This is a genomic window from Photorhabdus sp. RM96S (assembly GCF_042879335.1).
In the GTDB taxonomy this organism is placed as follows: domain Bacteria; phylum Pseudomonadota; class Gammaproteobacteria; order Enterobacterales; family Enterobacteriaceae; genus Photorhabdus; species Photorhabdus kayaii.
In genome coordinates this window covers 22,095-37,918 of the sequence record NZ_JBHFKT010000045.1, presented here as the reverse complement: position 1 = coordinate 37,918, position 15,824 = coordinate 22,095, and the positions used below count along the sequence as shown (strand labels likewise).

The following is a 15,824-nucleotide window of genomic DNA, read 5'->3' as shown; positions in this document are numbered from 1 at the left end:
CCGCAGAGTCAAGCGCTTATTAGCTTTTTCTCTGCCCGACCTCACAATGTTTATCAGCGTTGTGTCGGTCAGTGGTGGCGCATTATAGGGCGTTCTTTGACGCTGGCAAGCGTTTATTTGAAAAAAACTTTTATTTGAGGATTTTTTCAACAAAATGATGATATAAAGAACAAAAAACCTATTTTTTGATGCCTTTAATTGCTTTAGGTAAGTCTGCAAGACTATTTATTATCAAATTAGCCGCTTGTTCAGCTTCAGTGTTAACGGGTTTACCTGTACGAACTAATACCTTAGTGCCAATTTTTGCCAGCGTCGCTGCTTGCATATCTTCGAGTTTGTCACCAATCATAAAAGAAGCAGTCATATCTATACCAAGCTCCCTCTGCGCATCCAGCAACATACCCGGCTGCGGTTTACGGCAGTCACAACTCTTCTTATATTGCTCTTCAGTTGCATCTGGGTGATGAGGGCAATAATAAATGCCATCCAAATCCACACCACGGTCTGCTAGCGACCAATCTATCCATTCCGTCAGTTGCAAAAACTGCTCTTCATCGAAAATTCCACGGGCAATACCTGACTGGTTTGTGACTAACACCAGTGCATACCCCATCTTTTTCAATTCAATCATGGCTTCAATGACACCATCGATAAATTGAAAATCATCTATTTCATGTACATAACCATGATCGATATTTATTGTTCCGTCACGATCTAAAAATACGGCAGGAATACCTTGTGTCACCCGATTGCTCCAAAAATGTAAGAAGCCCCCAGTATCGCACGATTTAGCCATGAATGAGAATGCAGCAATTAATTTATTCATAGTTGACTTAGACGTCTAGACACCTTAACATCCAATTCAACAGGTGGTTTGCTTTCTCAAAAATGTTCAAGCTATCAATTTTCAAAATTTTTATAAAAATAAATAAGAATAAAAATGATAAAACTGTTACATATCAATAAAATATTCCAGCAGGGTGCCCATTCTATTAATGCGCTTTCAGATATCAGCCTACATGTTCCGCAAGGGCAAATTTACGGTGTTATTGGCTCATCCGGCGCAGGTAAAAGTACACTAATTCGCTGTGTAAATATGCTTGAACGTCCAACTTCCGGGCAAGTATTGGTTAATGGTCAGGATTTAACTATCTTGTCTGATAGTGATTTAACTCGTGCACGTCGTCGTATCGGCATGATTTTCCAGCACTTCAATTTACTGTCTTCAAGAACAGTGTTTGGCAACATAGCCTTACCTTTGGAATTGGATAACATTCCAAAGGCCGAAATCAAAAAACGGGTAGACGAGTTATTAGAGCTTGTTGGTCTTACAGATAAGCATGATGCCTATCCAGCAAATCTCTCTGGCGGACAGAAGCAACGTGTTGCTATTGCCCGTGCCCTAGCTAATTCACCTAAAGTACTTTTATGTGATGAAGCAACCAGCGCTCTAGATCCTGCAACAACTCGTTCTATTCTAGAATTATTGAAAGATATTAATCGCCGTTTAGGGCTAACTATTCTGTTAATTACACATGAAATGGATGTCGTCAAACGTATTTGTGACCAAGTAGCCGTTATCAGTGGCGGACAACTGATTGAACAAGACATTGTAAGTGAAGTATTCTCTCATCCCAAGACACCTATCGCTCAGGCATTTATTCAGTCAACTTTGCATCTGGATGTCCCTGAAGATTATGTACAAAAAATGCAAAGCCACCCAGCACCAAATCTTAGTCCATTATTGAAATTAGAGTTTACCGGTCAGTCTGTAGATGCCCCACTGATTTCAATGGCGGTACGTCGTTTTGATATTGATATGAATATATTAAGTTCTCAAATCGACTATGCCGGTGGCGTAAAATTTGGTGTGATGTTAGCTGAATTACACGGTGAAAATGGTGGCGTTGAGTCAACGATTAAGTTTTTACAAGATCATCATGTGAAAGTAGAGGTTCTCGGTTATGTCTGAAGGAATGATTTTATTACTGGCTAAAGGCGTCTGGGAAACTCTAGTAATGACTTTTGTTTCTGGTTTCTTTGGCTTCATTATCGGGCTGCCGATAGGTGTATTGCTATATGTCACCCGTCCCGATCAAATTATGGAAAATAGTAAACTCTATCGTTTTCTTTCAGCGGTAGTTAATATTTTCCGTTCTATCCCATTTATTATTTTACTGGTGTGGATGATTCCTTTTACCAGGCTAATTGTGGGAACATCGATCGGTTTACAGGCCGCCATTGTCCCATTAACCATAGGTGCTGCACCATTTATTGCCCGTATGGTGGAAAATGCTTTATTAGAAATTCCATCGGGACTAATTGAAGCTGCTAGAGCAATGGGAGCAACCCCATTCCAGATTATAAAGAAAATTCTGTTACCTGAAGCATTACCTGGTTTGCTCAATGCAGCCACAATTACCCTCATAACTTTAGTCGGTTATTCTGCAATGGGAGGTGCTGTAGGTGCGGGCGGATTAGGCCAGATTGGTTACCAATACGGATATATCGGCTATAATGCAACAGTAATGAATACCGTATTAGTGTTACTGGTTATTTTAGTTTATTTAATTCAATTAAGTGGTGACCATTTAGTCAAGGCCACAACACGTAAATAACAAGATTATTTTAATAGCAGTACCTGTGTCGGTGCTAATAAGTCAGTATTCTATAGGGGTAAAGTATGTCTGTTAAATTAAAAACCATCGCAACTATCAGCGCTCTTTTAGGCTCATTAATTTTGCCTGGCTGCGGGCAAGAAAAACAAGATCCAAACCATATTAAAGTAGGCGTTATCGTTGGTGCAGAACAGGAAGTGGCTGAAATTGCAAAAAAAGTCGCTAAAGATAAATATGGTCTTGATGTAGAACTGGTAACCTTTAATGATTTTGTATTGCCAAACGAAGCACTGAGCAAAGGCGATATTGATCTGAATGCATACCAGCACAAACCCTATATGGATCAGCAAATCAAAGATCGTGGTTATAAGATGGTCACAGTTGGCAACTCTTTTGTTTATCCAATTGCGGGTTATTCCAAAAAAATTAAATCTCTAGATGAATTGCAGGATGGTTCCCAAATTGCGTTACCAAACGATCCAACGAACTTAGGCCGCTCTTTATTACTGTTGCAGAAACAAGGTTTAATTAAATTGAAAGATGGCATAGGCTTATTACCAACGGTTCTAGACGTTGTTGAAAATCCTAAGAATTTAAAACTAGTCGAATTGGAAGCACCACAATTGCCACGTTCACTGGATGATCAAAAAATTGCTCTCGCAATCATTAATACAACCTATGCAAGCCAGATTGGTCTGACTCCAGCAAAAGATGGTTTATTTGTTGAAGATAAAGATTCTCCATATGTAAACCTACTGGTTAGTAGAGAAGATAATAAAGATGCTGAAAATGTTAAGAAATTCGTTAAGGCATATCAATCAGACGAAGTTGATGAAGCTGCCAATAAGATCTTTAATGGTGGTGCAGTGAAAGGTTGGTAATCTTTCATATTACGTTCATCGATATTAGAATAATCAGGCGGACAGGTTGTCCGCCTGATTTATTATGGCATCATGTTTTCGGTATTTTTTGTTAACCTGATCGACTCGCTTAACTCTAACAGTAAAAATTCGAGGATCTATCATGCGTAGGCTACTTGCCTCTTTACTAGCACTGTCCATAACTGGATGTTCAGTACAACAAACAACATTTCCTGACTCTTCCCAGTTATCAGATATGAGGCACACAAAACTATCAACCGGAGAAAAAAAACATTTCTCTTCATCCGTAAAGTTATATACCAAGAGTGAAGAATTATTAGGTGTCTTATTTAAAGATTTAGGGATTGTTTCTGGTCAATCGTGTCGTAGTTCCTTACAGGATCCACCAGCAAATATCACCGAGGCTCGCAACCAGATGATAACCAAAGCAGCTTATTTGAATGCTAACGCTGTTTTATTGCATCAATGCGAAATATTATCAGGCCAAGGATGCTACCAGATAGCAATATGTGAAGGTTCAGCCCTGCTTATCACCCAATGATCGATTTCCATTTCACGCAGATAGGGGTTATCCGCTCCCCTTATAAAGAAAAATTTGCCGTCCCCCGCCAACCAGGTCTTATTGAAGATGGTGGAGGGAAACTGGTACTTCTTCCTCCCTATAATCAACCGGATGCAGTTCGTGGTCTGGAACAATTTAGTCATCTGTGGGTTATTTTCATCTTCCATCAAACAATAGAAGGCGGCTGGAAGCCAATGGTGCGTCCTCCTCGTTTAGGTGGCAATGCAAAAATGGGCGTATTCGCAACCCGTTCGACTTTTCGGCCTAATCCAATTGGCATGTCTCTGATTGAACTTAAAGGGATCGAATACAGGAAAGGTCGAGTTACTCTGGAACTGGGTAGCCTGGATTTAATTGATGGTACGCCTGTTATCGATATTAAGCCTTATCTACCTTTCGCTGAATGTCAGCCTCATGCAGTGGCGGGTTTTGCACAGCAAGCCCCTTCTACCGATATGGAAGTGGTATTTTCGCCTACCGCTGAGCAACAGCTAATCTCAATTCAAAATATTTATCCGAATTTACGCCGTTTTATCAGTCAAATTTTAGCCCAGGATCCTCGTCCTGCTTACCGGAGAAGAGAACAGGAAAATCGGGAGTATGCTGCTCATTTACTGGATTTTAATGTGCGCTGGAAAATATGTGGCACATTGACCGAAGTGGTCTCTATAGATCCCCATTAAAAATCAGCATATACCCTTTTGGCATCTTAAACTCACTGGTAGACTAAAGGCCTATTTTCGTTTTTTTATTGGCTGGCAAATTTCTGCCAGTCAGAAGCAATTTGCTGCTCTAATGGAACCTAACAATGCGTACTAGCCAATATCTGCTCTCTACATTAAAAGAGACTCCTGCCGATGCGGAGGTTGTCAGCCATAAGCTGATGCTTCGCGCGGGCATGATCCGTAAGCTCGCTTCAGGTCTGTACAATTGGATGCCTACAGGTATCCGTGTACTCAAAAAAGTCGAAAAAATTGTTCGAGAAGAGATGAACAATACCGGAGCGATTGAAATATCTATGCCTGTCGTACAACCGGCAGATCTATGGCAAGAAAGTGGCCGCTGGGAACAATATGGTCCAGAGTTACTGCGTTTTGTTGACCGAGGTGATCGTCCTTTTGTACTAGGTCCAACTCATGAAGAGGTCATCACTGATCTGATCCGCAATGAAGTCAGCTCATATAAGCAGTTACCCCTGACTCTATTCCAGATCCAGACTAAATTTCGCGATGAAGTTCGCCCTCGTTTTGGCGTGATGCGCTCCCGTGAATTCCTAATGAAAGATGCTTACTCTTTCCATGCTACCCAAGCATCATTACAAGAAACTTATGACAACATGTATGAAGCCTACAGCAAAATTTTTACCCGTATAGGTTTGGATTTTCGTGCTGTTCTGGCTGATACCGGTTCCATCGGTGGTAGTGCTTCTCATGAATTTCAGGTTCTGGCAGCCAGTGGAGAAGATGATATCGTCTTCTCCACTGAATCCAATTACGCAGCCAATATTGAATTAGCCGAAGCTGTTGCCCCCGCTCATGATCGCGCAGTACCAACAAAAGAGATGCATCTGGTAGATACTCCAAACGCAAAAACAATTGCTGAACTGGTTGAGCAATTCAATCTGCCAATTGAGAAAACAGTTAAAACCCTGATGGTTCACGCAGCAGAAGGAACAAGTCATAAATTGATCGCCTTACTGGTTCGCGGCGACCATGAACTTAATGAAATCAAAGCAGAGAAATTATCTTTAGTTGCCAGCCCACTGGCTTTTGCCACCGAAGAAGAAATTCGCTCAATTGTTGGTGCAGGCCCAGGTTCATTGGGACCTGTCAATCTGCCAATACCCGTTATTATTGATCGCAGTGTGGCAGTGATGAGTGATTTTGGCGCAGGTGCCAATATCGATGACAAACACTATTTCGGTATCAACTGGGAACGCGATCTACCGGTACCAGAAGTTGCTGATATCCGCAATGTTGTTGAAGGTGATGCTAGCCCGGATGGTAAAGGTACATTGCTCATCAAACGTGGTATTGAAGTGGGCCATATCTTCCAGCTTGGCACCAAATATTCTGATGCCATGAAAGCGACTGTTCAAGGCGAAGACGGCCACAATCAGATAGTCACTATGGGCTGTTATGGTATTGGCGTCACTCGTATTGTCGCCGCAGCGATTGAACAAAATCACGATGACCGCGGTATCATCTGGCCTGATGCAATTGCACCATTCCAAGTTGCTATTTTGCCAATGAATATGCACAAGTCATACCGTGTTAAAGAAGTTGCAGAGAAACTGTATGCCGATCTACGCGCTAGCGGTATTGATGTTATTTTTGATGATCGCAAGGAACGCCCAGGCGTGATGTTTGCCGATATGGAGCTTATCGGTGTACCACACACTGTCGTTATTGGTGACCGTAATCTTGATAATGGCGAAGTAGAATATAAACATCGCCGCGGTGATGAAAAACAGATGCTGAAACTAGACGATGTTGTTGATTACCTGAAGCAACAACTTGGTTGTTAATTTGGATTTTTCAATCACTTATTGAATAGTATGGTGATAATGGTCATGTCGCAACAGAGGATTTTACGCTTCTTAGCCCATTATCACCATTCATACTGAAGCTAGAATTATTTCTTCATATTACAAGATTTCGATTTATCGAAATGGATTTTACCCGTCTGAATCAGGGCAGGATCAAATTGCCCATCTTCCATTGAAGGTCGGACGCTGTAATAGCCTTCAACTTCAACATAAACCGGCGTTCCACCTTCCACACCGACTTGGTGATAGCCTTGCTCCAAATCCAGACTTTCCGTTACAGCATACCGCTTACCTGTACTACAATCTGTAAACAAAGCAGCATCAGCCATATAACTGTATTCACCCGCCAGTTTCTTCGGTTTTACCCGTTGCAGTTCATAATTGAATGATGATTCAATTTTATTGCCTTCAATATCCAGCATTACCAAGTTTTCACCTTTCAACAGATAATAAGTTTTCTGGTCGTCCGATTTTGTCAGACGAATTTTCTCTCCATCTTTCGCCCATAGACCGGATTCAAAGAACGACTGGTCACCATCACGAGTGTCAATATAAGTTTGTTCCAGAATATAAGTACCGTCATTATCCAATAACAATGTGGTATCAATACCAGAACAATCCGCGCAAGGAAGAGCACCATGAAAAGTCTGATCTACTGGCTGTGAATTCATTTGCTGTGCTGAGTTACCTTTACATCCCATCAAAGCAGATACGCCCACAGCAACTAACGCTGTCAAAAGTTTTTTATTCACATTTATCTCCACACAGTATAATGAGCTCTATAATTCTCATCTTATAAGTAACACAAGGAACATAGCGATTACTCAAGCTTAATAGAGTAAATACTGTCCTTCTTAAGGATGTTACTCAATAATAGCAAAATAACGTGGGCCAATTTTAATACTTCTGTCAGGAACTTGCTGTGAAATAAGACTTTTATTTACTTACTGTTCAGAATGAATAACCAAAGTTATTCATTAATCACGATTGATTTCCTGTGCTATAGTCATTAATAGTGCTTTTGAGTTACAATTTTTAACAACCACGGGCGGCAATAACCGCCACTAACCATAGTGGTGAGCGAATATGTCTATAAATACTGAATATCAACCAATTAACTGTGACGACTACGACAATCTTGAGTCAACTTGCCAACATCAGCTCCACCTCCACATAAAGTTGCGGTGTGGGGAAGTTATTGAAGGAAAAGCCTGTGATTTGGTTTTAAGAAAAAAAGTTGAATACTTGATAATTGAAACAGAAGGTAAATCCCGTGAATTGCGGTTAGATCATATTGCTAGTTTTAGTCACCCTAAAATTGGTACTATTATTATTGAATACTCTGAATCTTGATAGAAAACAGCCGCCTTTGGCGGCTTAACTTTTTATTTTAACAGCGTTTTATGCCAGTTCATTGTTAACATCTTCCTTCCTTCTGCCGCTTCACTTTCCTTGGTGACAAAAACACCTAACGCCGCTATCAATTGTTCGTTGTAATAAAGCAATGGAATTCGCTCTCTAAGCCACGGAGCAACCCCAAGCTCTTGCCACAATTTTTTACTATGCCGGGAGTGTTGACGCCCCACAATACTTATCATTCCCTGGACACCAAAGCGAATAGTCACTCGTTCATTATCAGCCGGGGCCCTTACTTGAATACCGCAATCAGAAATATTCAATTCTCCTAAGCGATCAGGTAATACCAAAGTATTGCAAATATCCCACTCAAGAATAGTCTCTCTCAAAGATTTCCACTGAGGAACCAACCAGAGTTTTTGCTTATAACGGCGTACATCATATTTACCAAATTGTAGCCGAGGCTCAGCATCAGTACGAGCCAGAGCCACCTCATACCAAAGCCGGTTAAGCTGCTCTCGTGAAGGCATTTTCATCTCATGGTAACCAAACCAACGGCGTAACAAAGCATTTCGTTTGGCTTCTGAACATACAGCCAAAGACGAAATACCCAAAGCACCATCTTGGGTTATCAGCTCTTTCAAAGACTCATTCAGTAATTCATCTAGAAGCTGCTCTTGTTCACCACATAAACTTGCACTACGAGCAGCAACTTGAGGGAAATGCGGCCAACGTTGATTTAGTAACGGCATAATATGTAAGCGCAGAAAATTTCTGTCATAACGATCATCTTGATTACTGTCGTCTTCAATCCAATTCAGACGATGTTTACTGGCATACATTTCCAATTCATTTCGGCTGTAGTCAAGTAATGGACGTAACAATAATGTATCAGCAAATACAGCGATTGAAGGCATAGAAGCAAGACCTGCCGGACCACTACCTCGCTTTAATGCCAGTAAAAAAGTTTCCGCCTGATCATCAAGATGTTGAGCTGTTACCAAAACTTCGTCTTTTTGTAATTCGCGCTTGAATACCTGATATCGAGCATCACGAGCAGCAGCCTCAATCCCCTTTTGACGAGCATCTATCGTTACTCTTGCAGAATGAAACTCCACTTGCCAGTCATCACAGATCAGCTGACAATGTTCAACCCACTGATCTGCTTTTAGGTTTAAACCGTGATGAATATGTATTGCCCTTAGTTGAATTTTCTGATTATGTTGATTACGCCAATTAACCAACAAATGAAGCAAAACAGAGGAATCTAACCCACCACTGAATCCAACCAGGATTTTCTTATATTCACCAAGCTGTTTAGCCAAAGTGACAAATAGTCTCTCATTAATGTTTGTCATTACAGATTCAAGCGTTCTCTAATGTGCAATAATATGAATTTGTTATCGCCTATTTTATTCAGTTTAAAATCACTACCCGTTAATAACGTTTTCCGTCACTTTCATTAAAAATACAAAATAAATAAAGAAAGCAGAAACAGTAGGGATGGAAGTAGCTGAAATTTATCAGTTACAATCATTTCCATCCCTCCATTCAAACAATGAGTTCAGATATCAACAATAACCATATTGCATCAAACGCTGATATCGGCGGTTGATTAACTCTTCAGATGTCAAATGATCAAGCTCTGCCAAGTCAATCAACAACTGAGCTTTCAACGACGTGGATATTGCTTCATAGTCACGATGAGCGCCACCTAATGGCTCTGAAATCACAGAATCGATCAATTCTAGTTCTTTCAAACGAGGTGCAGTGATCCCCATTGCTTCTGCCGCCAAAGGTGCTTTTTCCGCGCTTTTCCACAAAATTGAGGCACAACCTTCTGGGGAAATAACAGAATAAGTACTATATTGCAACATATTCACTTTATCACCAACACCAATCGCCAGTGCACCACCAGAGCCACCTTCACCAATCACAGTACAAATAACAGGCACCGACAAGCGGGACATTTCACGCAAGTTGCGAGCTATCGCCTCAGATTGACCACGCTCTTCTGCACCAACCCCTGGATATGCACCAGGAGTATCAATGAAAGTAATAATTGGCAGTTTAAAACGCTCGGCCATTTCCATCAGGCGCAAAGCCTTACGATAACCTTCTGGCGCTGGCATACCGAAATTACGGCGAATTTTTTCTTTGGTTTCACGGCCTTTTTGGTGACCAATCACCATCACTGGACGTCCATCAATACGAGCCAGACCACCTACAATTGCTTTGTCATCAGCATAAGCACGATCACCAGCAAGCTCTTCAAAATCAGTAAAAATATGCTGAACATAATCCAACGTATAAGGACGACGTGGGTGACGAGCAAGCTGAGCAATTTGCCAAGCACCTAAATCTGAAAAAATTTTGCGAGTCAATTCCAGACTTTTTTCCCGCAAACGTTGTATTTCTTCATCCAGATTTATATCTAATTTTTCACCTTGACGGCTAACTGCGGTTAGCGAATCAATTTTCGCTTCCAGCTCGGCAATCGGCTGTTCAAATTCAAGAAAATTCAGACTCATAACATTCCTAATTTTAGTCAAATTCTAATTCTACCTGCTCATTACCCAGCAGAGTTCGCAAATCTGTCAGAAGGTTATCCGTTGGCGTTACCCTCCACGTCGCGCCAAATCTTAAACGGGCGCGGGCGTCTTCCCTCTGGTAATAAAGATGAACCGGTATCGTTCCCGAACGATGTGGTTCCAATGCACTACGAAGACGGCTCAACAATTGATCATCAATTTGCCTGTCTGACAGCGAGATAGCAAGCCCACGCGCATATTTTTCACGCGCTTCACTAATATCCATTAATTCACGGGCTGTCATTTTAAGACCACCATTGAAATCATCAAAGCTGACCTGACCTGTAACGATTAATATCCGGTCTTGTTCTAGCAAATGCCGATATTTCTCCAAGGCATCGGAAAATAACATAACTTCTAGACGTCCTGAACGATCATCTAAAGTACAAATACCAATCCGGTTACCTCGTTTGGTTATAATCACTTTGGATGCTAACACCAAACCTATCACAGTCGTTACTTGACCGCGCGGGGTTGGATTCACATCTTTTAACCTCAATCCACTAGTATAGCGCTCAATTTCTTTTAAATAACGGGTGATAGGATGCCCAGTTAAATAGAGACCTAGCGTTTCCCGTTCACCATCAAGAACGATCTGTTCTGGCCATTGAGAAATATTGGCATAAGAGCGTTCCACTTCTTCTGGCGCTTCAGCTAATACACCAAACATATCAGTCTGACCAGTAGCTTCTGCTTTAGCGTGTTGATCTGCCGCTTTTAGCGCATCTTCCAACGAAGACATCAGTGCTGCACGGTGCGGCCCTAAACGGTCAAATGCTCCTGACATGATCAGTTTTTCCATCACTCGGCGATTTAACTTCTTGGTGTCAACGCGGGCACATAAATCAAACAGTTCTCTAAAATAACCATCTTTCTGACGAGCTTCGATGATCGCTTCAATCGGCCCTTCACCTACCCCTTTAATTGCGCCGATTCCATATACGATCTCCCCATCATCATTAACGTGGAAATGATACAAACCACTATTAATATCAGGTGGTAAGATTTTCAGCCCCATGCGCCAGCATTCATCAATCAACCCAACGACTTTTTCTGTATTATCCATATCAGCAGTCATCACCGCAGCCATGAATTCAGCCGGGTAATGCGCTTTCAACCATAAAGTCTGGTAAGAAACCAAGGCATACGCAGCAGAGTGAGATTTGTTAAATCCATAACCAGCAAACTTCTCTACTAGGTCAAAGATTTTCATTGCCAGTTTGCCATTAATACCCAGTTTCTTTGCACCTTCTTCAAAGACAGAACGCTGCTTAGCCATCTCCTCCGGCTTTTTCTTACCCATCGCCCGTCGGAGCATATCTGCACCACCGAGAGTATATCCCGCCAGCACCTGAGCAATCTGCATCACTTGTTCTTGATAAAGGATGATGCCGTAAGTTGGCTCCAACACAGGCTGTAAAGATTCGTGCTGCCACTGTATATCTGGGTATGAGAGCTCTTCCCGGCCATGTTTGCGATCAATGAAGTTATCCACCATGCCTGATTGCAAGGGACCTGGACGGAATAAAGCGACAAGTGCGATCATATCTTCGAAGCAGTCGGGACGCAGGCGTTTAATCAGATCCTTCATACCACGGGATTCAAGCTGAAATACCGCTGTTGTTTCAGCGCGTTGCAACATATCAAAGCTTTTAGCATCATTCAGCGGAATCGCTGCAATATCAATCGGCTCTAGACCTTTCTTCGCTCTACGCGCGTTGATCATCTCCAATGCCCAGTTGATAATGGTCAGTGTCCTCAGTCCGAGGAAGTCAAATTTCACCAACCCTGCATATTCCACATCGTTTTTATCAAACTGAGTAACCGGGTTTAAACCTTCCGGATCACAATAGAGAGGCGAAAAATCGGTGATCTTAGTTGGGGCAATAACCACCCCCCCCGCGTGTTTCCCGGCATTACGAGTGACACCTTCCAATTTACGCGCCATATCTATCAGTGCCTTAACTTCCTCATCCGCTTCATAGATTTCAGGAAGTTGTGGCTCCGCGGCAAATGCTTTCTCCAACGTCATACCGGGATCAAGCGGTATCAATTTGGAAATCCTATCAACAAATCCGTATGGATGCCCTAGCACACGGCCAACATCCCGAATTACCGCTTTCGCTGCCATTGTACCGAATGTAATGATCTGAGATACGGCATTACGACCATACATATCAGCCACATGATCAATCACTAGATCGCGTTTTTCCATACAAAAATCGACGTCAAAATCGGGCATGGAAACACGTTCAGGGTTAAGGAATCGTTCAAATAGCAGATCAAATTCCAAAGGATCGAGATCGGTTATTTTTAGGGCATAAGCCACCAGAGAACCTGCTCCCGAACCACGTCCTGGACCAACAGGAACACCGTTGTCTTTCGACCACTGAATAAATTCCATCACGATCAGGAAGTAGCCCGGGAATCCCATCTGGTTGATAACCCGAAGTTCAATATCAAGTCTCTCATCATATTCAGGACGTTTTTCTGCGCGTACTTTAGGATCCGGATAGAGAAATGCTAAACGCTCTTCCAACCCTTGTTTAGATTTATCTATCAGATAATCTTCAGTACTCATTTCTCCCGTAGGGAATTGCGGCAGGAAATATTCACCAAGGCGAATAGTGACATTACAGCGCTTAGCAATTTCTACACTGTTTTCCAGCGCTTCAGGAATATCAGCGAATAGCTCACACATTTCCTGTTCACTACGCAGATATTGCTGAGGACTGTAATTTTTCGGACGTTTAGGGTCAGCCAAGGTATAGCCATCATGAATCGCTACGCGAATCTCATGAGCATCGAAATCTTCGCTATCAATGAAACAAACCTCATTAGTTGCAACAACAGGCAGGCTTTTTTCCGTTGCCAATGCAACCGCCGCATGAAGATAACTTTCTTCATCTGCACGACCAGTACGAATCAGCTCCAAATAATAACAGTCGGGAAAATGCTCCTGATAAAACTCAAGGCATTGGTCCACCATAGCCTGATTACCACGTAGCAGGAATTTACCCACATCCCCCATACGACCACCGGAGAGCAGAATTAGCCCTTCTTTATGGTTTATCAGCCATTCCTGTTTAATTGTCGGACCAATCGCACCATATCCCTTCTGATAAGCCTCTGATATCAGCAATGTCAGGTTATGGTAACCCGTATTATTGCGCGCAAGAATGGTCAGGCTAGCGTGCTCATCACCAAGCAGTTCACTTTCTACATAAAAATCAGCACCAATAATCGGTTTTATTCCTGCTCCATGAGCACTGCCGTAAAATCTCACCAGTCCACACAAATTAGTAAAATCAGTGATCGCAAAAGCCGGCATACCTAATTGCGCAACCTTTTTCACTAAAGGGCTGGTTTTGGCTAAGCCATCAATCATTGAATAGTCGCTGTGAACACGTAAGTGCACAAAACGGGGTTCGGCCATATATTTATCCAGATGATATTAATTTGAAGAATAGCTATATTCAGTCAACAAGTTTATTTAAGGCCAATTGCTCTCTTAACCGGCGCAAAACTTTTACGATGATGTTCTGTCGCTCCCAACCAAACCAACTTTTCTAAATGAAATGCTGTCGGGTAGCCTTTATGCTTAGCAAATCCATATTCAGGAAACAGTTGATCAAGTTCAGCCATTTCCCGATCTCTGGTAACTTTCGCCACAATAGAAGCGGCACTGATTTCAGCAACCAGTCCATCTCCTTTTATCACCGCTTGTGCCGGCATAGGTAATTTAGGGCAACGGTTACCATCAATCAGCACATATTCAGGAGAAATAGGCAAATTAGCCACAGCCCTTTGCATCGCAAGCATAGTTGCATGCAGGATATTCAATTGATCAATTTCTGCCGGTTCTGCACGCCCCAAGCTCCAGCACAATGCTTTTTCTGTGATCTCCAGATACAGTGCCTCACGGCGTTTTTCACTAAGTTTTTTAGAATCAGCCAAACCAACTATCGGCTGTAATGGATCTAAAATAACAGCCGCAGTCACAACCGCACCCACTAATGGACCTCGACCAACTTCATCAACTCCAGCAATCAAACTTGCCTGAGGATATATAAATTCCATCATTTTCCTGCCAATTCCAACACGGCTTGTGCTGCCTGTTCGTCAGCATTACAACGAATGCTTTCATGCAAATGTAAAAATGTCTGTTTCAATGCTTCAACTTTTTCACTGCCTTGTAGTAACGGCAACAACTCATCTACCAGTTTTTGCGGCTGACATTTTTCCTGCAATAATTCTTTAACTAACTCTTCACCGGATAATAAGTTAGGCAATGAAACATAAGGCGTTTTTACCAAGCGTTTTGCCAACCAGAAAGTCAATGGCTTCATCCGATAACCAACTACCATTGGACATTTCGCCAACATACATTCCAGAGCAGCAGTACCAGAGGCCAAAAGTGCAGCATCACTTGCGATCATGATTTCTCTCGCTTTGCCATCCACAAGATGAACATTCAGCTCTGGCGCAACTTCTTGCTTAATGCGCTCAAATTGTTCACGCCGTTTAGCATTCACCAACGGCACAAATACATGCAGATCAGGTATGTTTCGCTTCAATAACTGAGCAGTTTTAAGAAAATCCGCACTCAGCATCTCAACCTCAGAATGGCGACTCCCCGGCAATAAAGCCAAGCAAACAGACTCTGGCAGAATACCTAATAGCTCACGTGCCGTCACTTTATTGGGTTGCAATGGCATAGCATCCGCCATGGTATGTCCAATAAACCGGCACGGAACATTAAACTTATCGTAAAACGCTTTTTCAAAAGGTAAGAAAGCCAGAACCATATCTGTGGCTTTACCAATTTTGAAAACACGTTTCTGCCGCCAAGCCCATACCGACGGACTAACATAATGAATGGTGCGGATGCCCCGCTGTTTTAACCGACCTTCTAGAGTAATATTGAAATCCGGCGCATCGATGCCCACAAACACATCAGGTTTTAGTTCCGTGAAACGGGTTGTCAGATCCTTACGTATTTTCAGTAAACGAGGCAAACGTTCGAGAACTTCGACAACCCCCATTACTGCTAGCTCTTCCATCTCATACCAAGCTTCACAACCTTCAGCCTGCATAAGAGGGCCTGCCACACCAACAAAACGGGCATTAGGTACTTTAGCTTTTAATGCACGAATTAAACCTGCTCCAAGGATATCACCGGAGGTTTCTCCGGCGATTAATCCAATAGTCAACGGGCGCAGACTATCAATAGTAGAAATGGTAGCCAAAGGGGTATCCTTCATCTAC

14 protein-coding genes are annotated in these 15,824 nt (G+C 42.3%); 7 read left to right on the top strand and 7 right to left on the bottom strand.

All coding sequences use genetic code 11. From position 1 onward, the window contains the following. Positions 1–178: 178 nt before the first annotated feature. The gene (gene gmhB / locus ACGF49_RS20880; RefSeq protein WP_113044028.1) at positions 179–745 is read right to left on the bottom strand and encodes a D-glycero-beta-D-manno-heptose 1,7-bisphosphate 7-phosphatase; all 567 of its coding nucleotides are present in this window, start codon (positions 743–745) and stop codon (positions 179–181) included. A 195-nt stretch (positions 746–940) separates the two neighbouring features. Here gmhB and metN point away from each other — a divergent pair, with 195 nt between their 5' ends. The 6 genes from metN to proS all read left to right on the top strand — a co-directional run bounded on the left by metN (position 941) and on the right by proS (position 6,588). Continuing rightward, entirely contained in the window at positions 941–1,972 is a 1,032-nt protein-coding gene (gene metN / locus ACGF49_RS20875; protein ID WP_271867508.1) for a methionine ABC transporter ATP-binding protein MetN, read from the top strand. Further along, positions 1,965–2,618: a methionine ABC transporter permease MetI gene (locus ACGF49_RS20870; RefSeq protein WP_112879164.1), complete on the top strand. Its 654-nt coding sequence runs from the start codon at positions 1,965–1,967 to the stop codon at positions 2,616–2,618. The genes metN and ACGF49_RS20870 overlap by 8 nt, the downstream gene beginning before the upstream one ends. 65 nt (positions 2,619–2,683) lie before the next feature. Continuing rightward, positions 2,684–3,499 carry a MetQ/NlpA family lipoprotein gene (locus ACGF49_RS20865; protein ID WP_113044025.1) on the top strand — a complete coding sequence of 272 codons (816 nt, stop codon included), beginning with the start codon at positions 2,684–2,686 and terminating at the stop codon, positions 3,497–3,499. 142 nt (positions 3,500–3,641) lie between these two features. After that, entirely contained in the window at positions 3,642–4,040 is a 399-nt protein-coding gene (rcsF, locus tag ACGF49_RS20860) for an Rcs stress response system protein RcsF (protein ID WP_113044024.1), read from the top strand. Then, complete coding sequence (gene tsaA / locus ACGF49_RS20855) at positions 4,037–4,744, top strand: tRNA (N6-threonylcarbamoyladenosine(37)-N6)-methyltransferase TrmO (RefSeq protein ID WP_113044023.1); 708 nt, start codon at positions 4,037–4,039, stop codon at positions 4,742–4,744. Before rcsF ends, tsaA begins: the two co-directional genes overlap by 4 nt. A 125-nt stretch (positions 4,745–4,869) precedes the next feature. Beyond that, entirely contained in the window at positions 4,870–6,588 is a 1,719-nt protein-coding gene (proS, locus tag ACGF49_RS20850; RefSeq protein ID WP_387492556.1) for a proline--tRNA ligase, read from the top strand. Positions 6,589–6,695: 107 nt separating this feature from the next. On the opposite strand, the gene nlpE is transcribed toward proS, so the two are convergent. Further along, entirely contained in the window at positions 6,696–7,361 is a 666-nt protein-coding gene (gene nlpE, locus ACGF49_RS20845; protein WP_113044021.1) for an envelope stress response activation lipoprotein NlpE, read from the bottom strand. 334 nt (positions 7,362–7,695) lie between these two features. Between nlpE and rof the strand changes: the two genes are divergently transcribed. Further along, positions 7,696–7,962, top strand: a complete 267-nt coding sequence (rof, locus tag ACGF49_RS20840) for a Rho-binding antiterminator (RefSeq protein ID WP_113044020.1) — start codon at positions 7,696–7,698, stop codon at positions 7,960–7,962. A gap of 32 nt (positions 7,963–7,994) precedes the next feature. Here rof and tilS read toward each other — a convergent pair whose 3' ends face one another. The 5 genes from tilS to lpxB all read right to left on the bottom strand — a co-directional run bounded on the left by tilS (position 7,995) and on the right by lpxB (position 15,820). After that, a complete protein-coding gene (gene tilS / locus ACGF49_RS20835; protein ID WP_113044019.1) occupies positions 7,995–9,323 on the bottom strand; it encodes a tRNA lysidine(34) synthetase TilS in 1,329 nt (442 codons plus the stop codon). A gap of 213 nt (positions 9,324–9,536) precedes the next feature. After that, entirely contained in the window at positions 9,537–10,496 is a 960-nt protein-coding gene (gene accA, locus ACGF49_RS20830; protein ID WP_113044018.1) for an acetyl-CoA carboxylase carboxyl transferase subunit alpha, read from the bottom strand. 13 nt (positions 10,497–10,509) lie between these two features. After that, on the bottom strand, positions 10,510–13,992 hold the full coding sequence (gene dnaE, locus ACGF49_RS20825; RefSeq protein WP_387492550.1) for a DNA polymerase III subunit alpha: 3,483 nt from the start codon (positions 13,990–13,992) through the stop codon (positions 10,510–10,512). Between the two features lie 53 nt (positions 13,993–14,045). After that, positions 14,046–14,639 carry a ribonuclease HII gene (gene rnhB, locus ACGF49_RS20820; protein WP_349010658.1) on the bottom strand — a complete coding sequence of 198 codons (594 nt, stop codon included), beginning with the start codon at positions 14,637–14,639 and terminating at the stop codon, positions 14,046–14,048. Then, positions 14,636–15,820 carry a lipid-A-disaccharide synthase gene (gene lpxB, locus ACGF49_RS20815; RefSeq protein WP_113044015.1) on the bottom strand — a complete coding sequence of 395 codons (1,185 nt, stop codon included), beginning with the start codon at positions 15,818–15,820 and terminating at the stop codon, positions 14,636–14,638. Before lpxB ends, rnhB begins: the two co-directional genes overlap by 4 nt. Positions 15,821–15,824 lie beyond the last annotated feature (4 nt).